Annotated in this window: 25 protein-coding genes; 1 reads left to right on the top strand and 24 read right to left on the bottom strand. The window is 64.4% G+C overall.

All coding sequences use genetic code 11. The features are described from left to right. Window positions 1-165: 165 nt before the first annotated feature. From E1748_RS18400 to E1748_RS18335, 14 genes are all read right to left on the bottom strand, one after another. Complete coding sequence (locus E1748_RS18400) at window positions 166-1,569, bottom strand: MFS transporter (protein WP_133648595.1); 1,404 nt, start codon at window positions 1,567-1,569, stop codon at window positions 166-168. A gap of 25 nt (window positions 1,570-1,594) precedes the next feature. Beyond that, window positions 1,595-2,842, bottom strand: a complete 1,248-nt coding sequence (locus tag E1748_RS18395; protein ID WP_133648594.1) for an NAD(P)/FAD-dependent oxidoreductase — start codon at window positions 2,840-2,842, stop codon at window positions 1,595-1,597. Next, on the bottom strand, window positions 2,835-3,800 hold the full coding sequence (locus E1748_RS18390; RefSeq protein WP_133648593.1) for a VOC family protein: 966 nt from the start codon (window positions 3,798-3,800) through the stop codon (window positions 2,835-2,837). The genes E1748_RS18395 and E1748_RS18390 overlap by 8 nt, the downstream gene beginning before the upstream one ends. A gap of 41 nt (window positions 3,801-3,841) precedes the next feature. Next, a complete protein-coding gene (locus E1748_RS18385) occupies window positions 3,842-5,332 on the bottom strand; it encodes an aldehyde dehydrogenase (RefSeq protein WP_133648592.1) in 1,491 nt (496 codons plus the stop codon). Window positions 5,333-5,366: 34 nt separating this feature from the next. After that, window positions 5,367-6,233 (bottom strand): aspartate dehydrogenase, encoded by an 867-nt coding sequence (locus E1748_RS18380; RefSeq protein ID WP_133648591.1) that lies wholly within the window; start codon window positions 6,231-6,233, stop codon window positions 5,367-5,369. Further along, window positions 6,226-7,884 (bottom strand): thiamine pyrophosphate-binding protein, encoded by a 1,659-nt coding sequence (locus tag E1748_RS18375; RefSeq protein ID WP_133648590.1) that lies wholly within the window; start codon window positions 7,882-7,884, stop codon window positions 6,226-6,228. Before E1748_RS18375 ends, E1748_RS18380 begins: the two co-directional genes overlap by 8 nt. Beyond that, window positions 7,877-8,683: an SDR family oxidoreductase gene (locus E1748_RS18370; RefSeq protein ID WP_133648589.1), complete on the bottom strand. Its 807-nt coding sequence runs from the start codon at window positions 8,681-8,683 to the stop codon at window positions 7,877-7,879. The genes E1748_RS18375 and E1748_RS18370 overlap by 8 nt, the downstream gene beginning before the upstream one ends. After that, entirely contained in the window at window positions 8,683-9,537 is an 855-nt protein-coding gene (locus E1748_RS18365; protein WP_133648588.1) for an IclR family transcriptional regulator, read from the bottom strand. The genes E1748_RS18370 and E1748_RS18365 overlap by 1 nt, the downstream gene beginning before the upstream one ends. Continuing rightward, window positions 9,534-10,454, bottom strand: coding sequence for an alpha/beta fold hydrolase (locus tag E1748_RS18360; protein ID WP_133648587.1), 921 nt, complete (start codon window positions 10,452-10,454; stop codon window positions 9,534-9,536). Before E1748_RS18360 ends, E1748_RS18365 begins: the two co-directional genes overlap by 4 nt. Before the next feature lie 55 nt (window positions 10,455-10,509). Then, a complete protein-coding gene (locus tag E1748_RS18355) occupies window positions 10,510-11,037 on the bottom strand; it encodes a cupin domain-containing protein (protein WP_133648586.1) in 528 nt (175 codons plus the stop codon). A 26-nt stretch (window positions 11,038-11,063) separates the two neighbouring features. After that, window positions 11,064-11,846, bottom strand: a complete 783-nt coding sequence (locus tag E1748_RS18350) for an SDR family oxidoreductase (protein ID WP_133648585.1) — start codon at window positions 11,844-11,846, stop codon at window positions 11,064-11,066. After that, window positions 11,839-12,945 (bottom strand): aromatic ring-hydroxylating dioxygenase subunit alpha, encoded by a 1,107-nt coding sequence (locus tag E1748_RS18345; RefSeq protein WP_133648584.1) that lies wholly within the window; start codon window positions 12,943-12,945, stop codon window positions 11,839-11,841. Before E1748_RS18345 ends, E1748_RS18350 begins: the two co-directional genes overlap by 8 nt. Before the next feature lie 69 nt (window positions 12,946-13,014). After that, window positions 13,015-13,326: a recombinase-like helix-turn-helix domain-containing protein gene (locus E1748_RS18340; protein ID WP_133648583.1), complete on the bottom strand. Its 312-nt coding sequence runs from the start codon at window positions 13,324-13,326 to the stop codon at window positions 13,015-13,017. 1 nt (window position 13,327) lies between these two features. Further along, window positions 13,328-13,642, bottom strand: a complete 315-nt coding sequence (locus tag E1748_RS18335; protein WP_133648582.1) for a non-heme iron oxygenase ferredoxin subunit — start codon at window positions 13,640-13,642, stop codon at window positions 13,328-13,330. Window positions 13,643-14,081: 439 nt separating this feature from the next. On the opposite strand from E1748_RS18335, the gene E1748_RS18330 reads away from it, so the two are divergent. Further along, window positions 14,082-15,155 (top strand): porin, encoded by a 1,074-nt coding sequence (locus E1748_RS18330; RefSeq protein WP_133648581.1) that lies wholly within the window; start codon window positions 14,082-14,084, stop codon window positions 15,153-15,155. An 11-nt stretch (window positions 15,156-15,166) separates the two neighbouring features. Here the strand turns inward: E1748_RS18330 and E1748_RS18325 are convergent, their stop codons facing one another. The 10 genes from E1748_RS18325 to tadA form a co-directional block, all read right to left on the bottom strand. Then, window positions 15,167-16,135: an IclR family transcriptional regulator gene (locus E1748_RS18325; protein ID WP_133648580.1), complete on the bottom strand. Its 969-nt coding sequence runs from the start codon at window positions 16,133-16,135 to the stop codon at window positions 15,167-15,169. 192 nt (window positions 16,136-16,327) lie between these two features. After that, entirely contained in the window at window positions 16,328-16,840 is a 513-nt protein-coding gene (locus tag E1748_RS18320; protein ID WP_133648579.1) for an ureidoglycolate lyase, read from the bottom strand. Window positions 16,841-16,845: 5 nt separating this feature from the next. Beyond that, the gene (gene alc / locus E1748_RS18315) at window positions 16,846-17,856 is read right to left on the bottom strand and encodes an allantoicase (RefSeq protein WP_133648578.1); all 1,011 of its coding nucleotides are present in this window, start codon (window positions 17,854-17,856) and stop codon (window positions 16,846-16,848) included. Window positions 17,857-17,915: 59 nt separating this feature from the next. After that, window positions 17,916-18,437, bottom strand: coding sequence for a 2-oxo-4-hydroxy-4-carboxy-5-ureidoimidazoline decarboxylase (uraD, locus tag E1748_RS18310; RefSeq protein ID WP_133648577.1), 522 nt, complete (start codon window positions 18,435-18,437; stop codon window positions 17,916-17,918). Next, window positions 18,434-19,393 carry an allantoinase PuuE gene (gene puuE / locus E1748_RS18305; protein WP_133648576.1) on the bottom strand — a complete coding sequence of 320 codons (960 nt, stop codon included), beginning with the start codon at window positions 19,391-19,393 and terminating at the stop codon, window positions 18,434-18,436. Before puuE ends, uraD begins: the two co-directional genes overlap by 4 nt. A gap of 190 nt (window positions 19,394-19,583) precedes the next feature. Then, window positions 19,584-20,444 carry an aspartate/glutamate racemase family protein gene (locus E1748_RS18300; RefSeq protein ID WP_240766682.1) on the bottom strand — a complete coding sequence of 287 codons (861 nt, stop codon included), beginning with the start codon at window positions 20,442-20,444 and terminating at the stop codon, window positions 19,584-19,586. Between the two features lie 82 nt (window positions 20,445-20,526). After that, entirely contained in the window at window positions 20,527-22,017 is a 1,491-nt protein-coding gene (locus E1748_RS18295; protein WP_133648575.1) for an NCS1 family nucleobase:cation symporter-1, read from the bottom strand. Between the two features lie 462 nt (window positions 22,018-22,479). Next, a complete protein-coding gene (locus E1748_RS18290; protein ID WP_133648574.1) occupies window positions 22,480-23,172 on the bottom strand; it encodes a GntR family transcriptional regulator in 693 nt (230 codons plus the stop codon). 369 nt (window positions 23,173-23,541) lie between these two features. Beyond that, a complete protein-coding gene (gene ldcA, locus E1748_RS18285; RefSeq protein WP_133648573.1) occupies window positions 23,542-24,474 on the bottom strand; it encodes a muramoyltetrapeptide carboxypeptidase in 933 nt (310 codons plus the stop codon). A 19-nt stretch (window positions 24,475-24,493) separates the two neighbouring features. Then, the gene (gene tadA, locus E1748_RS18280; RefSeq protein ID WP_133649425.1) at window positions 24,494-25,045 is read right to left on the bottom strand and encodes a tRNA adenosine(34) deaminase TadA; all 552 of its coding nucleotides are present in this window, start codon (window positions 25,043-25,045) and stop codon (window positions 24,494-24,496) included. Between the last annotated feature and the right edge of the window lie 76 nt (window positions 25,046-25,121).

The following is a 25,121-nucleotide window of genomic DNA, read 5'->3' as shown; positions in this document are numbered from 1 at the left end:
CGTCTTTTCGACTCTCCAAAAACAAAACGCCCGTCGCATTTTCGACAGGCGTTTCCGATTCCACGCTCAGGCTGCTCAACAACAACCCACTCACTAACGACCCGCAACACATCCTCCGTCAACCAGAGCGACTCACGCAACGACGAACCAACTTACCCAACACCCTCAAGCCTCAAGCTGCTCCAACACCTTCCCCTTCGTCTCGATCCCAAGAAAATGCACCGCGATCGCCGCAAGAAACGGCACCGCCGCGAGAATATAAAACGCGATATCGAGATGCCCACCGATCATCGTCTTCGACACGATCGCCGGCGCGAAGATCGCCGCGACTTTCAGCCACGCCCCGCCGACACCGCAGCCCATCGCGCGGATACTCGTCGGGTACAGTTCCGGCGTGTACACATACGCGGTGATGAAGCCGCAGGCGAGAAAGCCGAGCGAGAACGCGCAGCACGTCGCGACCACATAAACCGACGCATCGTGGAACACGCCCGCCAGCAGCAACGACAACGCGCACAGCACGAACGACAGATTGATGATCGGCTTGCGTCCGACCTTGTCGACAAGCAACGCGCAGGTCAGCGAACCGACCACGCCGAGCACAGAAGCCGCTACCGCCAGATTCAGCGCGAGCTGCAACGGCGCGTGATAGACGGTCCGGTAAATGGTCGGCAGCCAGGTCGACAGGCCGTACTGAATGAAGCCGCAGGTGATCCACAGCATCGCGACTGCCATCGTCCGCTTCAGATACGCCGGCCCGAACAGGTCGGCCATCCGGCGCTTCGGATGCCGGTTCGCCATCGCGTCGAATTCGGCGGCCTGCGTGACCGGCGCAAGCGGTTGCTTCGACGAGCGCTCGAATGCGCTCACGGCAACATCGGCATCGGCCATCCGTTCGCGTTCGGCGAGCCAGCGCGGCGACTCCGGCACCAGTCGACGCAACACGAAGAACAGAATCAACGGCATGCCGCCGATGAAATACATCGCCTGCCAGCCGAAACGCGGCACGATCCACGCGCCCAGCGCGTTCGATGCCAACAGGCCGACCGGAAACACGATCTCGTACAACAGCACGAAACGCCCGCGGCCATGCGCGCGGCTGATCTCGTTGATGTAGGTCGCGGCCACCGGCAATTCTCCACCGAGCCCCAACCCCTGCAGCACACGCAACGCGACGAACACCGCAAACGTCGGCGCGAATCCGCACGCGATGCTCGTCAGACCGATGATCCCCGAACTCAGCGCGATCGCCCGCACGCGGCCGCCGCGTTCCGCGTACCACGGGAACACGAATGCGCCGACGAGTTGCCCGATCGAACCGGACGCGATCAGGAAGCCGATCTCCCAAGGCGTCAAATGCCACTTCGCGATCAGCAACGGCAACGTGGCCGCGATCGCGATCACGTCGAAGCCGTCGAAGAACGTCGCGAGGCCGATCAGGATCCGTGCGCGCACCTGCAACGCATTGCGCGGCATCCGCTCGAGGCGCGCGATGATCGAGCCTCTCGTCACAGGGCCGGACACTCCGGCGCTGCTGCGGTCCCCTATTGTGTTATCGATGGTTCTCATGCCGTGGTGCCGTCCGTGAATGGGGTTAGGCAAGCGCCGTACTGGCGTCGGTCAGGGTGGCCAGGTCGATGGTTCGGCCCTGGTTCATCCACTTGCGCGCGAGCTTCAGATCGCGCGCGGTATTGATCGCGATCACGCCGCGAATCGCGTTGTCTTCGAGGTGGAACAGCGTCGCGCGTTTGCCCGCGAGGTCGCCGCGCACGGCGAGCTGAGCGTCGGCGGGAATGTCGCCGAGCATCTGCAGGTTCACGTCGTACTGATCGGACCAGAACCACGGAATCTCCGCATATGGTTCGCTCGCGCCGAGCAGCGCTTTGGCGACGGCGATCGCCTGGTTCTGCGCGTTCGCCCACGATTCGAGCCGCACGCGGCGCTTGAGCCACGCGCTCGGATGATTCGCGACGTCGCCGCACGCGTAGATGCGCGGGTCGGCAGTCGCGCCGAAGTGATCGACGACGATGCCGTCCGCGACCGGAAGGCCGGCCGCCTCGGCCAGCGCCGTATGCGGCGCGAGGCCGATGCCGGCAACGGCGAAATCGGCGTCGAGCGTCGTGCCGTCGGCGAACGTCGCGCGAATGCCCGCGTTGACGCCCGGTTGATCGTCGAGCGACACCAGCGCTGCATTTAGCCGCACGTCGACACCGTTCTCGCGATGCAATTGCAGCAGGAAATCGGACACAAGCGGCGGCAACGAGCGCGCGCACAGACGCGGCGCCCCTTCGACCACGGTCGCATCGACGCCGAGCTTGCGCGCGGTCGCCGCGACTTCGAGACCGATCCAGCCGCCGCCGATCACCAGCACGCGCTGGCTGCCGTGCAGGCGCTCGCCGAGCGCGACGGCTTCGTCGAGCGTGCGCAGGTAAGCGACGTGCGACGTCTTCACCAACGCATCGGGCAAGCGACGCGCTGCGCCGCCGGTCGCGATCACGAGCCGGTCGTACTGCACTTCGCGGCCCGAGCGTGTGCGCACGACGCGCTGCTCGCGATCGATCGACGTCGCGCAATCCGGCTGCCATGCGTCGACGTTCAGCGCGGCGAAATCGTCCGGCTTCACGAGGCGGACGGTGTCGATATCCGCTTCGCCCGCAAGCACCGCTTTCGACAGCGGCGGACGTTCGTACGGCAGATGAATCTCGTCGGCGATCATCACGAGGCGACCGTCGAAGCCCTCCTTGCGCAACGTCTTCACGACCCAGCCCGCCGCCTGGCCGCCGCCGATCACGACGATCGTCTTCGGCACGTGGGGTGTATCGAGCGTGGCCGCGTCAGTCATTTTTCCGCTCCGTCATGAACTTGCCCTCCGGCGCCTTCGCGTTCTTTTGTCGACGCGTATTGCCGTCGATACCGCCGTCGATCGCCCACTCGGCGAACACCGTCGGACCCGGTTCGAAATCGCGCGGCTGCCAGTCGGGCGTCAACTGGTCTTCGTCCGCGTAGTACTCGATCAGACCGCCCGCCGGATTCTGGAAGTACCAGAAGTACGCGGACGACACCGGATGACGTCCCGGCCCAAGCTGCGTGTCCCAACCACACCGGCTGATGTGCATGCCGCCGCCGAACACTTCGTGGATATCGCGCACGGTGAACGCGACGTGATTCAGACCGCGCTTGCCGCCGGGCAGCGCGAGCAGAAAGATGTCGTGGTGGCCGCCGTGCGGCGCGCAACGCATGAACGCGCCGCGTTCCGGATAGCGATCCGACATCTCGAAGCCGAGCAGTTCCTGATAGAACTTTTCCTGTTCCGCGAGGCAGTTCGTGAAGAACACGACGTGCCCCACTTCGACCGGTTCCGCGCGTTCGTAGATCGGCGACGGCCGGTCGACGCGCAGCGTCTGCCCCCACACGTTCGACGGCGAGCCATGCACATCGAGCGCGCGTTTGCGCGTGACCTCGATGCGAATCGCCATCCCGTTCGGGTCGATGCATCCCACCGCTGCATCGGTTTCGAAGTGCCCCGGTTGACCGGCGAAGCGGCCGCGCAACGCGTCGAGTTCGGCGCGCGTCGCGACGCCCCACGTCACTTCGCGCAACGTCGGCCCCGCTTCGAACGCGGGCGGCAGCGACGGATCGTTCGCATCGACAGCGAGGATCGTGCAGCCGTTCAGCGTTTCGAAGCGCGCATGGGTTTCGTCGTGCGCGGTTTCCTTCAAGCCCCAGTCGGCGAAAAAGCGTCGACAGGTGGCGAGATCCGTCACGCCGTAGGTAATCTGTTCAATGCCGAGAATCGTCATGTCCTGCCTCTGATGTCCTGTCTGCCGCGTATGTGATGGGTTCAGTTCGCCCACGCGAGCGGCGCGTCGTTCAAGCCCCAGTAGAGGCTCTTCTGCTGCATGTATTCGCGGATGCCGAGCCGGCCTTTCTCGCGGCCCATGCCGCTCTCTTTCCAGCCGCTGAACGGCGTCGAGATCGAAAACAGCTTGTACGTGTTGATCCACACGGTGCCCGCTTCGAGTGCACGAGCGATCCGGTACGCGCGCTTGTAGTCGCGCGTCCAGATGCCGGCCGCGAGGCCGAACACGCTGTCGTTGGCTTGCTCGATCAACGATGCTTCGTCGTCGAACGGCATCGCGACCAGCACCGGCCCGAAGATTTCTTCCTGGCAGATGCGCGCGTCGTTCGACAGGCCTTCGAGAATCGTCGGCTGGTAGTAGTTGCCGTCTTCGCGGCCATCGCCCACCGGACGTTCGCCGCCGCACACGAGGCGTCCGCCCTCTTCCAGCCCGAGCGCGACATAACGCTCGACCGACTCGCGGTGGGCGGCGGTAATCAGCGGCCCCATCTGCGTATCGGCACGCGACGGATCGCCGACGCGCAACTTGCGTGCACCTTCGGCGAGACGCTTGACGAACGCGTCGTAGATCGAGCGCTGCACGAACAGCCGCGAGCCCGCGATACACGCCTCGCCCGACGAACTGAAAATGCCGTACAGCACGCCGTTCACCGCGTGATCGAGATCGGCGTCGTCGAACACGATGGTCGGCGACTTGCCGCCCAGTTCGAGCGACACGGGCATCAGCTTGTCGGCGGCGATGCGCGCGATACCGCGACCGACTTCGGTGCCGCCGGTGAATGACACTTTCTTCACGAGCGGGTGACGCACCAGCACGTCGCCGATCACCGAGCCCTTGCCCGGCAGCACGCTGACGACGCCCTTCGGTACGCCCGCTTCCTCGCAGATGCGTGCGAGCGCGAGCGAGATCAGCGGCGTCACTTCGGCGGGTTTCAGCACGACTGCGTTGCCGGCGGCGAGCGCGGGCGCGAGCTTCTGCGCATCGGACGCGATCGGCGAATTCCACGGGACGATGGCCGCGACCACGCCGATCGGTTCGTGAAGACTCATCGTCAGATAGTCGCCGCGCGATGGCGTGACGTCGTCGTCGAGCGTTTCGAGGCAGGCCGCGAAATAGCGGAACGTGTTTGCCGCGCTCGCGACCAGCACGCGCGTTTCGCCGATCGGTTTGCCGTTGTCGCGGCGTTGCAGTTGCGCGAGCGCTTCGTGACGCGCGGTAATCAGATCGGCGATCCGGTACAGGATCAGCGCACGCTGATGCGGCTTCAAACCGGACCAGTCGCTTTTGCGCCACGCGATATCGGCGGCTTCGATCGCGTCGTTCGCATCGTCGGCATTGGCCGTCGAGATTTCGAGGTTGACCGACTGATCCGCCGGATACAGGCTTTTATACGGCGTGCCGCGCCCGCGCCGCCATTCGCCGCCGATGAAAATATCGCCGGTGGGCACGAGAGAAGTATCGAAGTGAGTCATGTCGGTCGTTCCGGTGCGCTTCTGTTCTGAGGGTTCAAATCACGCAACGCGCCGCGCGATTGCGCAACGCGCGGATCGCGCTGAACGCGGTCAACGCGGACGTCTTCGGGTTCGCGGGCAGCGGCTTGCCGCACATCTCCAGCGACATTTCGCCGAACGCGCCGCGCGCGACGATCCGGTGCACGTTGCGCGTCACGCCTGGATCGGCGATCAGGCGGACTGTCGTGTGATCGAGGCCGAGGCCGGCCAGCGCGATCGTCGCGGCGACGTTCGCGTTCTTCGGATAGAGCCGCGCCGCTTCGCGCGCGCTGCCTTCGAAGATCACGCGTTCTGCCGTCAGCGTGTGCAGATTGCAGACCTGTTCAGCCGGCGTGCCGAGCCAGCCGGTCGGCGGCTTGCGGCCCGTGTACAGCACTTCGTCGAGGCCGCCGAGCTTCGCGGCGGCCAGCGCATCGACGCCGCCGATGGCGCCGGACAGCAGCGTCAGCGTCGCGTCGCCTTCGTCGGCGGCAGCAGACAGCGCGTCGAGCAACAGCATGTCCGACAGCGCGCCGATCGACGCGACCGCGCAATCGGTGCCCGCTCTCAGCAACGGCACGACGTGATCGACGAGCGCGCTGTGTCCCGCGCATTCGAGCGCGAACTGCGGCTTGCTGCTGAGCGCCGCGACCGACGACACAACGTCGACCGACGCGCCCACCACGTCGCGCACCGCAGCCGTCTGCTGCTCGGGAACGATCACGTGCGACACATGCACCTGCGGATCGGCGACGACCGAGCGATACACCGCCTGACCGATCGCGCCGAAGCCGATCATCGCGACGTCGACCGGCGCGTGGCGGCCCGCATAGCCGATGCGATCCACGCCGCCTGCGTTGCGAGCATCGCGTGCATCAAGCATGTTCCGGCTCCTGCTTCTTGACCGGCGGCCCCGCGAACGCGGTCGCGAACTGGCCGACCGACAGCATGTCCACTTCGACCAGCACGGGCCCCGTCTTCGCAAGCCCTTCGCGGATGATGTCACCGGCCCGATCGAGCGACGTGATCCGGTAGTGCGTGAGTTTCAGGCTGTCGCAGAACTGCGCGAAATCCGGTTGATGCAGATCGACGTAGCAACGCCGGCCGCCGTACTGCGCATCCTGAATGTTGCGGATCACGCCGTAGCATTGATCGTTCATCAGCACGATCATCACGTTGGCGTTTTCCTGCACGGCCGTCGCGAGTTCGCCGACATTCACCATCAATCCGCCGTCGCCGACGAGGCACACGGTCTTCGCCGCGTTGCCCGCGAGCGCCGCGCCGATCCCCATCTGCATCCCCTGGCCGATGCCGCCGCCCAGTGCGTGAACGCCCGCGCGCGGCGTGAAAATCTTCAGCAGGCGATTGCCCCACGTGCTGTTCGAAATCGTCACGTCGCGGACCCAGTTGTAGTCGCGGCCGACGGCCTGCTGCAACGCGTCGACGAGACGCTTGTACGGTCCGAGCCCCTTGCCGACGTCGGCGATCGCGCTGTCGCGCGCGGCGGCCAGATCGGCGGCGAAAGACGGGTCCACCTTGATGCGGCCTTCGAGCAGCGTCGCGAGTTCGTCGAGTACCGCTGCGGCGTCGCCGTGCACGAACATCTCGTTGCGATAGCCGCGGTTGTCGGCGAGCGCGTCGGCGTCGATCCGGTACAGCGGGCGCGGAAGGCCGAGTTTGTATTTCAGCGTTTCGTTGCCGCGCAGCCGCGAACCGACCACGAGCATCGCGTCGCAGGTCGTGTAGAACGCTTCGACCGATGCGTGCACGTTGAACGCGCCGAGCGTCGCCGGATGATCTTCCGGCAACACGCCGCGTCCCTGCACGCTGGTGACGACACCGAAGCCGAGTGCGACCAGACGTTCGACCGCGCTGCGCGCATGCCGCGTGCCGCCGCCGAGCCACAGCAACGGACGCTTCGTGTTCGCGAGCGCGTCGGCGAGCTGCGCGACGTGCGCGCTGCTATGCGTGAGCGTGGTCAGATGCGGCGCGGCCAGATGGGCGGGCCATTCGATTTCGGCGGCCTGAATGTCGATCGGAATCTCGACGCTGACCGGACCGCTCGGCGCCGTTTGCGCGACGCGCACGGCTTCGCGGATCGTCGGCAGCGCGGTTTCGACCGAGCGCACGCGATACGCGGCCTTCGAGATCGACGCGAGCATCGACAGTTGATCCGGCGCCTCGTGGATATACGCGAGATCCTGATCGAGATATTCGGTTTCGATCTGACCGGTGATGTGCAGCAGCGCGGTACCTGCAGTCAGCGCTTCGACCATCGCGCCCGCTGCGTTGCCCGCTGCGGTGCCGGTGCTGGTGAATGCGACGCCGAGCCCGCCCGACACGCGCGCGAGTCCGTCGGCCATGTTCACCGCGCCGGCTTCGCCGCGCGCACCGACGTAACGGATCGCGCCGCGCTGGTGGATCGCGTCGAGGATCGGCATGTTGTGGATCGAGATCACGCCGAATGCGGTTTTGACGCCGCACTGCTCGAGAAAGGCGGCGATCAGTTCGCCAACGGTGGTTTTATCAGACATGTCGTGCAACGCCTCCGGAAACATCGATGTGGCTGCCCGTCGTATACGACGACAGCGCGGTAGCCAGGTAAAAGAGTGCTTGAGCGGCTTCTTCGGGACGACCGAAGCGGCCCAACGGAATGTGTCTCTTGCTCGCGAGTTCGGCGGTCCAGTCTTCCCAGCTCTGGCCGGGCTGCGCCTGCGCAGCGAAGCGACGGCGCCATTGCCCCGATTCGACGATGCCGATCAGGATCGAATTGACACGGATGCGGTGCGGCGCGAACTCGACGGCGAGCGACTTGATCAGGTTCTGCACCCCCGCGCGCGCCGACGACGTCGCGACCATGTGCGGCTCGGGCTGCAACGCGAGCAGCGAATTCACGCAGACCACCGACGCGTTGCCCGCAGTGGCGGCTTCGCGCAGCATCGGCAGGAACGCGCGGGTCGGACGGATCACGCTGAAGTACTTGAGATCGAGTTCTTCGCGCCACGCGTCGTCGGTGGTGTCGGCGAACGTCGACACGCGACCTTGGCCCGCGTTGTTCACCAGCATGTCGGCGCGGCCGAAGCGTGCCTGCACTGCCTGCGCGAACGCCTGCACCTGGTCCGCGTCGAGCACGTCGCAGGTTTTCGCGAGCAACGGCGCGGCGCCGAAACGTGCTTCCAGTTGTGCCTGCGCTTCGGCGAGCCGGCCCGCATCGCGACCGCAGATCGCAACCGATGCGCCCGCTTGCAGAAACAGTTCGGCGGTCGCGAGGCCGATGCCGGACGAACCGCCCGTCACCACCGCCACCTGGCCGGTCAAGTCGATTTGAATCATCAGAGTCCCAATGCCTTCATGTATTTGCTGCGGGAAGCCGGCCGATAGTTGAGTCGGTGCGACAGTTCGTCTGCCGCATGGCGAACCCGGTCGATCAGGCCGCTGTCGATCAACGATGCGTCGATCTCCGGACGCGGAATCGTCGCCGCGATCACCGCGACGATGCGGCTGCTGTCGTTGCGAACCGGCGCGGTGACCACCGAAATGCCCCGCTCGAACGACGACTCGCTGACCGCGTAGCCGCGCTTCGCGTCGTCGCGGATACGTTCGAACAGTTCATCGATGGTGTCGGGCGTCTGCTTCGTGAAGCGTTCGAGCTGCGGTTCCGGATACAGCACGCGCAATTCGTCGAGCGTCATGTCGCCCATCAGCACCTGACCATGCGTGGTCGCGTGCGCCGGCAGACGCGTGCCGACGTTGACCTTCACCGAATTGAAAATCGGCGCATGGCTTTGTGCCTTCGCGACGAACACGACGTCGCGGCCGTCGCGGATCAAGATGTGACTCGTCAAACCGGTCGCATCGCGCAACGCTTCGATGATCGGCAGGCCGAGGTCGGTCAGTTCGAGCGAACTCAGATACTCGAAACCGAGCCGCAGCACCGCGACGCCGAGGCGATAGTTGCGATCCTTATCCGCGCGTTCGAGAAAGCCGAGCGATTCGAGCGTCTGCAGCAGACGGAACACCGTGGTGCGCGGAATGCTCAGACGTCTCGACAGTTCAGGTGCGCCGAGCACCGGCTCGCGCGGCGAGAACTGCGTGAGAATCTGCAGACCGCGTTCGAGACCGGGCACCTTGTAGCCGGTTTCGCTGCGGTCGTCGTCGCGCTCGGCGCTGATCGTATCGGGCGTCATTGATGGACTCCGGCGTTTTGTCGTTCGTCTCGTCGTTCGTCACAGTCGCGGCAAAACGTGTCGATGATCGCGTTGTATGCGGCTGGCGCTTCGATGTAGCCGGCATGGCCTGCGTGCGGCACGAGTTGCAACTGCGTGCGCGCTGCTTGCGCGAGGCGTTCGCAGGCGTCGGGCGTTGTGATGACGTCGTCGGCGCCAGCCGCGATGTGGACGACGCCATCGAAGCGCGCGAGGTCCGCAGCAAGGTTCGCGTTCGCGAGCAGGTGCGTCGCCTGCGCGTAACCGTCGGGGACGATGCGCGCCATGTTCCAGCGCACCCATGCGCGTGCCGCGTCGCTCGCGTGTGCGGACAGCATGTTCGCGCCGCGCTTGTCGGCGAGCCCTTGCGGGCCCAGTTCGGCGAGCATCGCGAGACGCTGGTCGCGCTTCGCGTTGCGCACTTCGGCGGTTGCTGCGCCGTAACCGCCCGCCGGCGACAGCAGCAGCAAACCGCTGACGCGCTGCGGCTGCGCTGCCGCGAATGCACCCGCGACGATCGCACCGAGCGAATGGCCGAGCAGCACGCAGCATTCGATATCGAGCGCGTCGAGCCAGTCCTTGAGCACGTCCGCGTAATCAGTTGCATTCGGCGACGCCGGCACGACTGGCGTGGATGCGCCGTAACCGGGCGCATCCCATGCCAGCACACGTCGCGTATCGCCGAGCACTTCGAGTTGCTGCACCCAAGACGCCGCGCCCGAACCGATGCCGTGCAACAGCACGAGCGGCAATGCTTGCTGCGGCGCGTGTGTATTGCCGGCTTCGCGATAGCTCACCGTATGCCGCCGCGTAGTCACGATTTCACGCGCGGGGAAACGCGCAAGACGCGTGTCGAGCGTGGTCTCGGAACCGGCGGTAATGGAGGGAGCAGCGGACATGGTGTCGTTCATCGGGAAGTAGCGGGTAGCAAATAGCAGCGGAAAAGCGAACCGCTCAACGCTTGAGTTTCGCCAGCGGCGAATCCGGCGGATACGTCGGCGTCACCGGCTTGGCCGCGCCGAGCATCACGCACATCAGCGCGTCTTCCTCGCCGATGTTCACTTCCGTGCGATACACACCCGGCGGCACCGAAATCAGATCGCGTTCGCCGAGCACCGACTCCCACGTTTCGCCGTCGCGCTCGCAGATCACTTTCATCTTGCCGCGCAGCACGAAGAAGATTTCTTCGACATCCATATGGATATGGCTCGGGCCGATGTTGCCGGCCGGAATCACCATCGTCGAGAACGTGAAGCCGCCTGCAGGTACCGTGTTCATGTCCTTCGCGACACCCGTGCCGCCGGTGCCCACGTAGCGCATCTGTGCGCGGCGATACTTCGGGTCGTAGTCGGCCTGGAATTTCAGCGCGTCCCAGTCGTAGCGACGTGTTTCCAGCCGCGCGACGCGCGTTTCCATCCACTGCGCGAAGCTCGCGTCGGTGGGTTGATCCCACGATTTGCGTTCGATATCGGCGTCCGCCATCTCTTTCTCCTTTCGATTCGACAAGATCAATTCATCACGAAGCCGCCGTTGACCGGCAGCAACTGGCCGGTCACGAAGCGCGCGGCATCGGACAGTAGAAACAGCACCGGCCCGGTCACGTCGTCGGGCACCTGGGCGCGCGTCAGCGCACGGCCTTGCAGGTAATACTGGTGACGTTCGGCGGGGACGTAGGCCGTCGCCTCGACTTCGGTAAGGCCGGGTGCGATCGCGTTGACGATCACGCCGTGCGCGCCGAATTCACGCGCGAGCGAACGCGTCATCGAGATCACCGCGCCCTTGCTCGCGACGTATGCGAGCAGCTTCGGTGCGCCCCACATCGCTGTATCCGATGCGACGTTGACGATGCTGCCGCGACCCGAATCGCGCAGATGCGGTAGCGCAGCGGTACTCATCAGCCAGGTGCCGCGCACGTTGACGTTCATCACCGCGTCCCATGTGTCGATCGACAGTTCGTCGGCAAACTTGCCACCGGAATTGGTGATCGCCGCGTTGTTGACCAGCGCGTCGATGCCGCCCAATTGCGCAGCGGCCTGCTCAACGAAGTGCGCGATGTTCGCGGGATCGGCGAGATCGAGCGGCAGGAAGGTGACGGTGTCCGCATGCTCGCCGTTCAGCGATGCGGCAAGCGCGTGGCCCTCGTCGTGCAGCAGATCGCCGAATACGACACGCGCGCCGGCTTGTGCGAGCGAACGGACGAACGCCGCACCGAGTCCGCGTGCACCGCCCGTCACGACGACGCGCCGGCCTTCGAGCGCAGTGGCGAAAACGGTGGCCGTGGCGTCATGCATGGCTGTGCCCTGCATCGGCGTTTGACGTTGCAGCCTGCGCACGATGTGCATCGAGCGCTTCGAAATCCTGCTGCGCACGTTGCCGCAACAGACGACGCACACGCGTCATCCCGACATCGTGCTGATAGAGGAATTCGTGATCGCGCGCGTTCGGCGCCATGCTTTCCAGAACGTAGCGATCCTGTTCGAGCACGGCCCAGTGCAGCCCTTCCAGGCGGTTGCGATACAGGAAGCGCCACGCGTCGCGCTGCCAGCCGGACACCTTGCGCGTGCGCCAGAAGTAAACCTGGCAATGGCTTTCGTCGACAGGGGTCGCGAAGCCGATGATCCCGAAGTTGCCGCCCGGGCCAAACTTCTTCCGGTACGGAATCGCGAGACGCATCCACAGACAGCCGGTCTCACCAAGTTCGACCCAATCGAAATTCACATCACGCTGGCCGACCTTCTCGAACATCAAACCGGTCTCGGTTTTACGCACGCGCATGTCAGCCTGCTTGTCGCCTTCGGCCATCGAATGCGACGTCGCGTGCAGGTACGCGCCGTGCATCGGGTCCATTACGTTGTCGATTGCGTACTGGTAATTGCAGTCCCAGTTCGACATGCACAGGAAGTTCGCGTACTCGGCGCCGACCAGTTCTTCGGGCAGCACGAGCGGCGTGGGTTCCTTGTGCGCGTCGTCACCGAACCACAGGAAGATCGCGCCCGCATGTTCTTCGACCGGATACGACTTCACACACGTCTGCCCTTCGAGCGGACAGGCCGACACCGCCGGGACTTTGGTCACCGTGCCGCCGCCGTCGATCTCGATGCCGTGATACCAGCACGCGACGCTGCCGCCGAGATTCCAGCCGAGCGACAGACGCGCGCCGCGATGCGGACAACGGTCTTCGAGCGCGCGGACTTTGCCTTCCTGATCGCGCCACAGCACGATCTGATCACCGAGACGCGTGATGCCGACCGGCGCGTTCGCGACCTGCCAGCTCGGCGCGACGGGATACCAGTAATTGCGCAGCCCTTTGTCGAGGTAGGACTTGATCGGATCGGCTGCGCCGGCTGCAGGGCCGTGCGTCGTTGTATTCGTTGTATTGGGGGACGTCATCGAGAGACTCCGGATACGTATGCAGTGAAACGGTCTGTAGGTCTGTAGAAGCGGCTTCGGACAATCCGCCTAGTCGGCCAGCAGGCGAAATTCGGCAGTAAGCCGCTCGGCATCCCATGCCTGGCCTTCGGGTGTCCGGAAGCCCACGCGATTCAACCCGTCGACGACTTCCTGCAATTCCACTGCGCCTGCCTCGAAGACTTTTTCGAGCGCATCGCCGAAGTCGTTCTCGTATTGCGTCGGCTCGGCCTTGCGCGTCTGCCAGATGAGATTGCCGGTCTCGCCCGGCTTCTCGATGACGCCCTTGCCGGCGACGTTGTTCGGTTGCGGCGCGAGCCACGGCTTCAAAAACGGATTGAAGTTCACGACGATCTCTCGCATGTCATTCCACCTTGATCTGGATTTCTTCACCGGCGAGGCGCACCGCGTACACCTTCAGGTCGCGGCCGCCGGGCTCTTTCAGGCACTTGCCCGTCGGGATATGGAACACGGCTTCGTGCAGCGGACATTCGACGGTGTCGCCGTCGATGAAGCCCTGCGTCAGCAACGCGAATGCATGGGGGCAGACGTTTTCCAGCGCGTACAGCGCATCGCCCACCTTGTAGATGCCGACCTCGGTGCCGTCGAGCTTGAACTCGATCGGCGCATCGTCGGACAGATCGCCGGCATGTCCGGCGCAGCGCCACTCTTCAGTCATGTCCATCCTCTTTCCGGAAGCTTTATGTTCCATATAAGGAACAGTAGTTCGTGTATGGATAAGTATAGGACTCGAGCGGCTGCGAGAAAATAAAAATCTGCCGGCCCAGGGAAAACACCGAATGTGGCGTTCTCCACACATGCACGTGGGCTGCAATGCCCCGCCCTGCTTCGTGCCGCGACGCCTTCCCACAAAGGTTTTCGGGTTTTCGTCAGACCATCCATCGACCTGAAACTCCGGGTTTGTCCGGGGTCAGAAAATTTATTTTGACTATCCCTTAAGTCACTATACTTTTCCATAGGCGATACAAACGCCCATATATGGAACAAACAGAGCGGCGGCCAGGGAACCAGAATCCAGACCGCATCCGACCAAAGACAAGGATCAGGGAAGACGGATCGGGCTGACGCCGACCGTCGCGTGATCGGGAGAACCAACGGTGAAGCACATCATTGCAGCCGGCGTGACGGCAATCTGCGCAACGACGGGCGCATGGGCGCAAAGCAGCGTGACGCTATACGGCAGCCTCGACGCAGGCGTCGCATACATCAGCAACGTGAGCGGCCATTCGAAGTGGATGGAGGAACAGGGCAACATGCAGCCGGACCGCTGGGGCCTGCGCGGCGTCGAAGATCTCGGCGGTGGGTTGAAGACCGTGTTCCAGCTGGAAAACGGCTTCTATACGAACACCGGTGCGTTTGCGAAAGCGAACACGCTGTTCAACCGGCAGGCGTTCGTCGGACTGAGTTCGGATGCGTTCGGCACGGTGACGTTAGGTCATCAGACGCCGTTCAGTTTCGACGTGCTGGGTCCGCTGAGCACCGCGTATCTGGCCGCGAGCTGGTATGCGTTCCATCCGGGCAATATCGACGAACTCGCCGATACCGGCGTCGTGCCGTTCGACAACTCGGTGAAGTTTCGCTCGGCGAGCTTCGGCGGATTCACGCTCGGCGCGATGATGGGACTCGGCAACACGACGAACTTCTCGACCGGCAAGACGATCAGCTTCGCGTTGAGCTACGTGAACGGCCCGTTCAAGGCCGGCGCGACCTATGCGAACGAACACGACCGCACGCCGTCGATCGTGACGACCGGCATCGCAAACTTCCAGGGTGTGGCGGCGGCAAACTACACCGCGAGCAAGGTCGAGAATATGGGCGCGGGCGCGTCGTACCAGTTCGGCAAGCTGCTGGTGCATGGCCTGTACACGCGTGTGAAGCTGGAATCGGCGGGCTTTTCTGATACGTACCAGAGCTACGACGTCGGCGCGAATTATCAGTTCACGCCGTATAACAGCGTGGCCGGCGGCGCCGCGACGACGACGATGGCCGGTCATCGGTGGACGCAGTTCGAGATCGGCGATATCTACGCGCTGTCGAAGTCGACGCAGCTGTACGTGAATGCGTTGTACGAACGCGCGGGCTCGAATACGGATGCGGCGTTCTTTACCGCGGGTGTGTCGAGCGGACGGAACCAGACGATTGTTCTCGCCGGGATTCACCACTCGTTTTAGTCAGCCAGGCGTTAGTTCGCCACGACCGGCCTGCGGCGTGCCTGCGCCGCGGTCGGATCGTCGTGACGCGGCCGGTAGCTCAGACGCTCCGACAGATCGAGTGCCGCGCCGCAGACGGCGATCACCAGCGGCTCGCGCGCGTCCGCTTCGCCGATATCGGAACGCGGCACCGTGACGGTCAGCGCCGCGACGATCTTGCCGGTCTGATCGCGCACCGGCGCGCTGACCACCGAAATTCCCCGCTCGAACGACGCCTCGCTCACCGCATAGCCGAGCGCCGCGCATTCGCGCACGCGCCCGTATAACTCTTCGACCGTGGCCGGCGTACGCTCGGTGAAACGTTCGAGCTGCGGCTCCGGATACAGCTGACGCAACGCCTCGAAACCCAGGTCGCCCATCAGCACCTGACCATGCACGGTCGCATGCGCGGGCAGTCGCGTGCCGACGTGCACCTTCACCGAACTGAACATCGGCGCATGCGTCTGTGCTTTCGCGACGAACACGACGTCGCGCTGATCGCGGATCAGCAGATGGGAACTGAGGCCAGTCGCATCGCGCAGACGTTCGAGAATCGGCGTGCCGACGTCCGTCAGTTCGAGCGAACTCAGATATTCGAAGCCGAGCCGCAACACCGCGACGCCGAGACGAAAATGGCGATCGTCGTTCGCGCGTTCGAGAAAACCGAGCGTTTCGAGCGTCTGCAGTAAACGGAACGTCGTCGTGCGTGGAATGCCGATGCGCTTCGATAACTCCGGCGCGCCGAGCACCGGTTCGCGTGCAGTGAATTCAGCGAGGATACGCAGACCGCGTTCAAGGCCCGGTACGAGGTAGGTCGATGCGCCGCTGCTGTCGTCGTCGGTGGAATCCTGGGAATCCCTGGATTGAGCGAGGTTTGCGGTTTCGTCGCGCGCGGTGGGTGCTGTCGCGCCGCGTGGCTTCGCGTGCTTGCGTCCCGCTGCTGCGTGCTCTTCTTTTGCCATGTCCGGCTACCGTGTCTGCTGGTCGTCTACAGGTGCGCATGATAGCGCGAAGCGACGCGCATTCAGTGATTGGCGCGGATGGGTCGCACAGCCGGCGCGCGCCGCCAAACAAAAACGCCCGCCGCATTCGCGACAGGCGTTTCTTATCCTTCATTCTTCGTTCGATACGCCGGCAACCCGGCACGTATCCACTCACACGCTAACCGCCCGCATCGCATCCTCGGTCAACCACACCGACTCGCTCAAATCCTGCTCGTTGAGATTAAGCCCGTCACCGCCACGATCGACGACGACGAAATCGCTCACCTCACCCAGCGCGATCAACGGATGGTGCCACACGCCCTTCGCGTAATTCACGCCCTGCCAGCCGCTCGTGACGAACGCGCGGATCGCGTGCGGATCGAGTTCACCCGCCGGCGCAACGACAACCAGGTACGGCTTGTCGTTCAACGGCACGAACGCCTGGCTGCCGAGCGGATGACGTTCGAGCATCGTCACCTCGAACGGCAACGTGCGCGGCTGGCCGCGAAACAGGTTCACGAGCGTGCGTCCGTCTTCATCGGTGACGTCCACTTTCGCGAGGTCGTGATAGCGGATCGTCGTGCCGAGGTTGATCGGAATCTGCTTCGCGCCTTCGAGTTCGATCACGTCGCCGAACGGGGCGAACGCGGCGCGGGTCAACGGTTCGATTGCGAGCGTCTTCATCGTGTTCAGGCCAGCGTGCCCCACAGACGCAGCCGCGACACGCCGCCGTCCGGGAAGATGTTGAAACGCACGTGCGTGACCGGGCCGAGTGCCGCGAGCCCATCTTCGTAGACGTGCTGCTTGTCCATTTCGAGTTTCTGCTCGCCGAGCAGCACCGGCCAGAACATCGCCTGCGTGACGAGCGAGCTGTCGGTGCCGCCGGTTACATGCGCGGCCTGCAGCGAGCAGCGGTCAGGATAGTTGCCCTTGAAGTGCGCGGTGTCGACTTCGATCTTGCGGATCACGCCCGGCTGCGCCAGCTCGACGATCGCCCAGTCGTTGCCCGGCTCGCGACGGCGACGCGTTTCCCAACCGTCGCCCATGTTCACGCCACGGCCCGGCATCAGCAGCGTCGACGCGGCGCCGAAGTGCTGGTTATTCGTGGCGACGAGGCGGCTGCCGTTTTCCATCGCGGCCAGATCGAACAGCTCGCTGCGGCTCGCGCCGGCCCAGTCGACCTGCGGCTGGCCGTACACGCGCAGTCGCGCGATGCCGCCGTCCGGATAGATGTTCACGCGCAGATGGGTCCACGCGTTTGTATTCGCGACTTCGACGTAGTGGTGGCTGTTGCCCTGCAGCGTCTGCGACGGGACGATCTCGGTCCATTGCGTCGATGCGTTCGGCGCACCGTCGACCACACGTGCAGCCTCGACCGATGCAGCCGGCGGGAAGTTGCCGGTGAAGTGGCTCGTATCGAGATCGAGTCCCTTGACGACGCCCGCGCGCGCGAGCTTCACGATGCACCAGTCGTAGCCGGTGACGCGCTTGCGACGCGTTTCCCAGCCGTCCATCCACTTGCCGTGATCGTCGTACTTGCCGGGAATGAAAACGGCGGGCTCCGGATTCAGCATGCGCTCCATCGGCGCGAAGAAGTCGTCGCTGGTCTCGAGCGCCTGCGCGCCGAGACGCGGGTCCGCGAGATTCACATAGCGGCGCGTGAAGTCCGGTGCGTTGGGGTCGAGAATCGGGAGTGCCATTTGTCTTCCTTCCTGTCCTGAGTGTGTTCTGAATATGCGTTCGGTACTGCTCTGCGCGCTTAACCGTCGATCAGATCGTCGAGCCTGAAACGTGCGATCCGGTAGATCTGGTCGAGACTCGCGCGCAGTTCCTCGGCACGCGAATGATTCACGCGCGATTCGAAGTTCGCGATGATGCCGTGCCGGTCGTAGCCGCGCACCGCGAGAATGAACGGAAAACCGAACTTCTCGCGATACGAGGCGTTCAACGCGACGAGCCGGTCGAACTCCTGCTGCGTGCATTGATCGAGTCCGGCGCCGCTCTGCTCGCGGGTCGATTCCTCGGTGAGTTCGCCGCGCACCGCTGCCTTGCCGGCCAGCTCCGGGTGAGCGTTGATCAGCACAAGCTGCTTCGCTTCGCCCGCACTTTCGACGAGACCGGACATCGTCCGATGCAGCGCGTCGACGCTCTCGAACGGACGCAGGTCCGCCGCCGCATCCGCGACCCACGGCGAGTGTTCGAAGATGCCGGAGAGCGCGGCGACGAATGCGTCGGTGGAACCGGTGTTCAGTTGATCGAGTGTGTAGTGCATCGCCTTCATGCCGCGGCTCCGCGGGGCGTGGATTGAGTCGGTTGATAAGGGTGATGTTCGCGCCAGTGACGCGCGATGTCGACTCGCCGCGTCACCCACACGCGATCGTGCTGCTCGATGTGATCGAGAAAACGCTGCAGCGCGCGGAACCGGCCGGGCCGGCCAAGCAGCCGGCAGTGCATGCCGATTGACAGCATCTTCGGCGTGTCGGCGCCCTCTTCGTACAGCACGTCGAATGCGTCGCGCAGGTACGTGAAAAAATGATCGGCGGTGTTGAAACCCTGCGGCGACGCGAAGCGCATGTCGTTGGTGTCGAGCGTGTACGGCACGATCAGTTGCGGCACGCGCGCGCCGCCCGTCACATCGACATCCATCCAGAACGGCAGATCGTCGCCGTAGTAATCCGAGTCGTACAGGAAGCCGCCGTATTCGGCGACGAGGCGATGCGTGTTCGGGCTGTCGCGGCCGGTGTACCAGCCGAGCGGACGTTCGCCCGTCACGCGCTCGATCGCTTCCATGCCGAGCCGCATGTGTTCCGCTTCGCGTTCCGGCGACATGTCCTGATAGTGAATCCAGCGATACCCGTGGCACGCGATCTCATGGCCAAGTTCGACGAACGCGCGCGCGACTTCCGGATGCCGTTCGATCGCCATGCCGACGCCGAACACCGTCAGCGGCAGGCCGCGTTTTTCGAACTCGCGCAGGATGCGCCACACGCCCGCACGCGATCCGTATTCGTAGATCGATTCCATGCTCATGTGCCGCGCCGGGTACGACGCGGCGCCGACGATCTCCGACAGGAACTGTTCGGAGCCCGCATCGCCGTGCAGCACGCAGTTCTCGCCGCCCTCTTCGTAGTTGAGCACGAACTGCACCGCGATGCGGGCCTGGCCGGGCCAGTTCGCCTGCACCGGATGGCGGCCGTAGCCGATCAGGTCGCGTGGATAGGTCGAATCGAATGGCATGGTGTGAGCGTATGCGCTTGGTGACGGAAGTGAGAACGGAACGGCGGACGCACCGCGCGGGATGCGCGCCGGTGCGATGGAAGACAGCAGCGGGAGCGTATCCCGGAGGACGGGCGAAGCCGGCGTCAGGGTGGAACCAGTGTAGCGAAAACGCTCCTGTGCGCCCATACAGGCACGCAGATAGTGCGGGTCAGACTGGGTGTATGTGCGGGTGCCGTTCGGTGGGGGTTCCGGTGGGGGGTGTGGGCCTGTTTTCGGGGGTTTGGCCGTTTGGGGCGGTGTTGGCGTGGGTGTTTGCGTTGGCAGTCGCGGCATCGCCTTCTGGACTGAATCGCGCAAACTCGCCGTCGTAGCGCTTCGGCAACGGACGCGCGTAATCGCCGCGCTTGGCCGTCGCGAGCCGCAGCGCGACCAGCGCTTCGACCCACTTCACGGCGGCCGTCACGCCCTCCACCACCGGCGCGCCGAGCGCATCCTCGATCTCCGCGCACAATTCCGCCATGCCCGCACAGCCGAGCACGATCGCATCCGACCCGTCTTCATCGAGCGCGCGACGGCATTCGTCGAGGATGATCGCGCGCGCCGCCGAGCCGGGTTTGTCGAGATCGAGCACGGCGACGTCGGTTGCGCGGACGTTGCGGCAAAAGCGTTTCATCCCGTAGCGTTCGGCGAGATGCCATGCCATTCCGCTGGTGCGTGCGAGCGTCGTCACGACCGAGAAGCCAGGAGCCAGCACGCTCGCCGCGTGCATCGCCGCCTCCGCGATGCCGATCACCGGACCGCGCGCCAGTTCGCGTGCTGCATAGAGGCCCGGGTCGCCGAAGCACGCGATCACGTAACCGTCGCAACCGTCACGCTCGCCGGATGCGACTTCGGCGAGCATGCCCGGTGTTGCGAGCGCTTCGTCGTAATAGCCTTCGATCGACGGCGGGCCCATCGGCGGACTCACCGCGATCACCTCGGTGCCCGGTGCGACGACGTCGCGCGCGCAGCGGGCCATTGCATCGGTCATGCGCCACGTCGTGTTCGGGTTGATCAGTTTGATACGCATTTCAAATCCTCGCTTTTCTTCAACATCAGCCGCGTCTGTCTCGACAGTGACGACGTGACGACCTCGACGCGGCCACTTCACATCACCGCCGCGTGAACATCAAATAAAACCCCGCCGCCAGCAACGCTCCGATGAACCACGAAAAATTCGCCAGCCCGTTCAGCCCCGGCACCAGCACGCAGATCACCGCGATCACCGCCGCCGGCAGCAGCGCCGCGACCGCCTTGTAGTTCACGCCGCCGCGATACCAGTACGAGCCGCTTTCCGACACCGTGTACAGATCGTCGAGGACGATCTTCTGCCGCTTCACGAGGTAGTAGTCGATGATCAGCACGCCGTACAACGGGCCAATGAAGCTGCCGAGCACATCGAGCGTGTAGTGGATCACCGCCGGGTTGTTGAACAGGTTCCACGGCGTGATGAAGATCGATGCGACCGCCGCGAGCATGCCGCCCGCACGCCAGCTGATCAAACGCGGCGCGACGTTGGAAAAATCGAATGCGGGCGACACGAAGTTCGCGACGATGTTGATGCCGATCGTCGCGATCGTGAACGTCAGCGCGCCGAGGATCACCGCAGTCGGGTAGTCGATGCGACCGACCGTTTCGACCGGATCGGTGATCAGTTCACCGAACACCGGCAGCGTCGCCGCCGTCGTCACCACCGTGACGAGCGAGAACGCGAGGAAATTGACCGGCAGTCCCCAGAAGTTGCCGCGCTTCACGCTCCGAAAACTTTTGCCGTAGCGCGAGAAGTCGCCGAAATTCAGCATCGGTCCCGAGAAGTACGACACCACCAGCGAGATCGCGGTGATCATCACCGGCACGACTTCGAGCCCGTGATACTTCACGCCGCCCAGGTTGATGCCGATGTTGCGCCAGCCTGCGCGCCACACCATGTAGCCGGCAAGCACGAACATCACGACGTACACGGCCGGGCCCGCGAAGTCGATGAACTTCTTGATCGTCTCCATCCCGTTCCAGAACACCAGCGCCTGCAGCACCCACAGCACCATGAAGCCGACCCAGCCGACCGTCGACAGACCCAGCATGCCGTGATGATGGACGTCCGCATACGGCAGCAGTTGCGGGACGAACTTCAGCACGACGATCACGAGCGCACTCGACGCGAGATAAGTCTGGATGCCGTACCACGCGACCGCGATCAACCCGCGAATCACCGCTGGAATATTCGCGCCGAGCACGCCGAAGGTCGCACGACACGCGACCGGATACGGCACGCCGTTCTGCTGGCTCGGCCGCGCGATCAGATTGCACAGCACGTTGACGATCGAGATGCCGACCAGCAACGCGATCAACACCTGCCAGCTCGTCAGGCCGAGCGCGAACAGACTGCCCGCGAACACATAGCCGCCGACGCTGTGCACGTCCGACATCCAGAACGCGAAGATGTTGTACGCGCCCCAGGTCTGCTGATGCAGCGGCGCGAGATCTTCGTTGTACAAACGTTCGCTGTAGCCCTTGGGCATCGACGAACCGGACGATGAGCTTTCTTCGAATGCCGGCATCGCCGCGTTGGCGGGATTACCCGGTGCTGCACTGAACTGAGCCATGACTCCTCCTTGAATGGGGACCGTCGATTGCGGACAAATTGCAAACGCGAAATACAGATACGAGATGCGGGTCCAGAGGACTGCATCCCCCATGCCAGCGGGCGCGGCCAGTGCTGCGGCTGCTCTTGCTTTTGCCCTTGTCCAGGCGGGCCCGGCTCGGCGAGTGCGCAGCGAATGCGCTCGACGTCGAGCATGTGGGCCGTCCGGACGCGGGGTCGCGCCCATGTGGGTTCGTCCATCGCCCGGTCTCACGTTCTCTGCGTGAGTGCCGGAGTACGGACGAGCCACGGCACGCACGGTCACGCACGTCTACACGTGCCGCGCGAGCGGAGGTCGGTCAGTTCGAATTCAGTGCGGCGCGCACCACGCATGAGCGCGTGCGCGCGGGTTGCTTCAGATTGGCGCGGCGCTGTTGCGTCTCTTCGCCCGATGTCTCTTTGCCAGCTTTTTATTTGCCAAACTTTATTTGCCAAAAACCTCGTGCAGATCGGCGGCGCCGCGCGCCGGACGATCCAGCATCTTCAACTCGACGCTTTGCAGGTGGCGCGCCATCAACGCCGCCGAATCCTGCGCATGGCCGGCGTCGAGCGCGGCCAGAATCTCTTCGTGTTCTTCGCACGAGCACGGGCTGCGACCGATCGATTCGTATAACGCCGAGATCAGCGTCGAACGTGCGACCAGTCCGTTCAGGCACTCGCACAGCACCGTGTTGCCGGTGAGCGCGGCGAGCGCCGTATGGAACTCGCCGGACAGTCGGATCCACGTCGAGAAGTCGTGCGTCTCGAACGCCTTGCGCTCGCGGCCGATCATGCTCGCGATGCCCTTCAGCCTGCGCACGCCGTGCCCGGTGCAGATCCGCTCGACCACGGCCAGCTCGATGATCCGGCGCATCTCGAACACCTCGTGCACTTCCTGCAGCGACGGACTCGCGACAAACGCGCCGCGATTCGGCTCGAGATCGACAAGCCGGTCGGTCGCGAGCAGCGCGAGGGCCTGGCGAACCGGGCCGCGCTTCACGTCGAAAACTTCGCAGAGCTGCGCTTCGGTCAGCTTCGCGCCGGGCGCGAGCCGATGCTCGAGAATCGCCGCGCGAATCCGTTCGGCCAGCGCTTCGGGCCGTTTGCCTGCTGAAGAAACCGTGCTTGAGTCCGCCATGTGATGTGCATTCCGTTATGAACAGGATCTTAGATTGGACATTAAGATTGTCAACAATTTTGTGTGGCACGACGAACAGGTTGATGGGCCTCGTCCGCTTGAATACAGCCTCGCCCCTTTATTGGTCAGGGAATATCCTGGGTCGCGATGCACCATTCGAGCTATTTCGCATCCGTTTTTGTTGACAATCTGTTTTTGAGTTGTCGACCGACCAGCCTCGGCAAACGGGTTCGGACGAGGCCGTTAGTTGCGCTGATGCCTCGCCAATCAACAGGCCGCGGCGAGCGCGTACGTACGTGTCTCGGCCCGCGCAATGGCGCGCGTGAAAAGTAGAGTGGGTAAGAAACCGCAGGCGAGCCGCCGCGTGGCTCAGCTCAGATGCGGATAATTGGACAGCGTCAGCCGGAAGCCGTGCGAGTCGGCGACGAGATGCGCGTCCGCGCCGAACGGCAGCGTGAGCATGTCCGCGACGTGGCCGAACGGCAGCCCCGTGATCACCGGAATGCCGATCACCGACCTCACCTGCTCGATCATCGCGTGCAGGTCGTAGCCGTTGTCGTAATCGAACGCGCGGCTGCCGGAGAAGTCGCCGAGCACCAGCGCCTGCTGACGCGCGAGAATCCCCGACAGATGCAGCTGATAAATCATCCGTTCGACACGGAACGGCTGTTCGTTGACGTCTTCGAGAAACAGGATGCCGCCCTCCACCGGCGGCATATACGGCGTACCGATCAGCGACGACAGCACCGCGAGATTGCCGCCCCACAGCATCCCCGACACGTCGACGGACTGCGTCTGATGCATGGTGCTCTTCACGGTAAACGTCGGCTGCGTGATGGCCTGCCAGAAGTGATGCATCGTGTACTCGCTGACCGTCTCCGCGCCGAAGTCGCTCAGCAGCATCGGACCGCCGAACGTCTTCACGCCGGTGCGCGCGAACAGCGCGAGCTGGATCGCGGTGAAGTCGCTGTGGCCGACGATCGCGATCGGTTGATCGCTCAGACGACGTTGCAGCCCATCGTAGTCGAGCCCATGCAGAATGCGCACCGCGCCGTAGCCGCCGCGCACCGCTAGCACGATGTCGGGCAACGGACGCGCGGCATCGGCGAGCCGGTTCAGTTCGGCCGCGCGTTCGCCGTCGGTGCCCGCGAAACGCTGGTAACGACGCTGCGTCGACGCGACCCCTTCGAGCCGATGGCCCTGCGCGTGCAGACGCTCCAGCCCGCGATGCAGCACCGCCGGATCGTGCGGATAACCGGACGGCGCGATCAACTCGATGGTGCGGTGGCGGTGAGCGGTCATGGGCTGCGCGAGTGAAAGATCAGTTGACTGGGCCGGAGGGGTCGGCGGCCGGCGATGAATCGGGCGACGCGTTGGTGGTCGTATTAGCTGCTGCAGCGGCTGCGCGCGCCGCGCGGCTCGCGCGTCTGCGTTCGGCGAAGAACGCACTGAGCGCCGCGCCGCATTCGTCTTCGAGCACGCCGCCGATCACCTCGGTGTGATGATTCAGTTGCGGATTCGCGAACGCATCGACGACGCTGCCGCACGCGCCCGTCTTCGGATCGCGCGCGCCGAACACGACGCGGGCGATGCGCGCATGCATGATCGCGCCCGCGCACATCAGGCACGGCTCCAGCGTCACGTAGAGTTCGCAGCCAGGCAACCGGTAGTTTTCGAGCGCGCGGGCCGCGTTGCGCAGCGCGGCCATTTCCGCGTGCGCGGACGGATCGTGCCCGCCGATCGGACGATTGAAGCCCGTCGCGATCACGTCGTCGCCGCGCACCAGCACTGCGCCGACCGGCACTTCGCCGACGGCGCGCGCTTCTTCGGCGGCGGCCTGCGCGAGCGCCATGAAGCGGCGATCGCGTTCGATGGATTCGGGTGATTGGGGAGTGAGTGGCGATGCGGCAGCGGTGTCCGCCGAGACGGAAGCCACGGGATTCAAAACG

Origin of the sequence: Paraburkholderia flava (assembly GCF_004359985.1) — a bacterium.
GTDB classification, from domain to species: Bacteria; Pseudomonadota; Gammaproteobacteria; order Burkholderiales; family Burkholderiaceae; genus Paraburkholderia; species Paraburkholderia flava.
The sequence above is the reverse complement of the archived record's forward strand: the minus strand, read 5'-3'. Positions and strand labels throughout refer to the sequence as shown.

Bases quoted from the DNA above. Each gene is read 5' to 3' on its own strand.
- E1748_RS18400 (WP_133648595.1), bottom strand. From the start codon at position 1,569: ATGAGAACCATCGATAACACAATAGGGGACCGCAGCAGCGCCGGAGTG.
- E1748_RS18395 (WP_133648594.1), bottom strand. From the start codon at position 2,842: ATGACTGACGCGGCCACGCTCGATACACCCCACGTGCCGAAGACGATC.
- E1748_RS18390 (WP_133648593.1), bottom strand. From the start codon at position 3,800: ATGACGATTCTCGGCATTGAACAGATTACCTACGGCGTGACGGATCTC.
- E1748_RS18385 (WP_133648592.1), bottom strand. From the start codon at position 5,332: ATGACTCACTTCGATACTTCTCTCGTGCCCACCGGCGATATTTTCATC.
- E1748_RS18380 (WP_133648591.1), bottom strand. From the start codon at position 6,233: ATGCTTGATGCACGCGATGCTCGCAACGCAGGCGGCGTGGATCGCATC.
- E1748_RS18375 (WP_133648590.1), bottom strand. From the start codon at position 7,884: ATGTCTGATAAAACCACCGTTGGCGAACTGATCGCCGCCTTTCTCGAG.
- E1748_RS18370 (WP_133648589.1), bottom strand. From the start codon at position 8,683: ATGATTCAAATCGACTTGACCGGCCAGGTGGCGGTGGTGACGGGCGGT.
- E1748_RS18365 (WP_133648588.1), bottom strand. From the start codon at position 9,537: ATGACGCCCGATACGATCAGCGCCGAGCGCGACGACGACCGCAGCGAA.
- E1748_RS18360 (WP_133648587.1), bottom strand. From the start codon at position 10,454: ATGTCCGCTGCTCCCTCCATTACCGCCGGTTCCGAGACCACGCTCGAC.
- E1748_RS18355 (WP_133648586.1), bottom strand. From the start codon at position 11,037: ATGGCGGACGCCGATATCGAACGCAAATCGTGGGATCAACCCACCGAC.
- E1748_RS18350 (WP_133648585.1), bottom strand. From the start codon at position 11,846: ATGCATGACGCCACGGCCACCGTTTTCGCCACTGCGCTCGAAGGCCGG.
- E1748_RS18345 (WP_133648584.1), bottom strand. From the start codon at position 12,945: ATGACGTCCCCCAATACAACGAATACAACGACGCACGGCCCTGCAGCC.
- E1748_RS18340 (WP_133648583.1), bottom strand. From the start codon at position 13,326: ATGCGAGAGATCGTCGTGAACTTCAATCCGTTTTTGAAGCCGTGGCTC.
- E1748_RS18335 (WP_133648582.1), bottom strand. From the start codon at position 13,642: ATGACTGAAGAGTGGCGCTGCGCCGGACATGCCGGCGATCTGTCCGAC.
- E1748_RS18325 (WP_133648580.1), bottom strand. From the start codon at position 16,135: ATGGCAAAAGAAGAGCACGCAGCAGCGGGACGCAAGCACGCGAAGCCA.
- E1748_RS18320 (WP_133648579.1), bottom strand. From the start codon at position 16,840: ATGAAGACGCTCGCAATCGAACCGTTGACCCGCGCCGCGTTCGCCCCG.
- alc (WP_133648578.1), bottom strand. From the start codon at position 17,856: ATGGCACTCCCGATTCTCGACCCCAACGCACCGGACTTCACGCGCCGC.
- uraD (WP_133648577.1), bottom strand. From the start codon at position 18,437: ATGAAGGCGATGCACTACACACTCGATCAACTGAACACCGGTTCCACC.
- puuE (WP_133648576.1), bottom strand. From the start codon at position 19,393: ATGCCATTCGATTCGACCTATCCACGCGACCTGATCGGCTACGGCCGC.
- E1748_RS18300 (WP_240766682.1), bottom strand. From the start codon at position 20,444: ATGCGTATCAAACTGATCAACCCGAACACGACGTGGCGCATGACCGAT.
- E1748_RS18295 (WP_133648575.1), bottom strand. From the start codon at position 22,017: ATGGCTCAGTTCAGTGCAGCACCGGGTAATCCCGCCAACGCGGCGATG.
- E1748_RS18290 (WP_133648574.1), bottom strand. From the start codon at position 23,172: ATGGCGGACTCAAGCACGGTTTCTTCAGCAGGCAAACGGCCCGAAGCG.
- ldcA (WP_133648573.1), bottom strand. From the start codon at position 24,474: ATGACCGCTCACCGCCACCGCACCATCGAGTTGATCGCGCCGTCCGGT.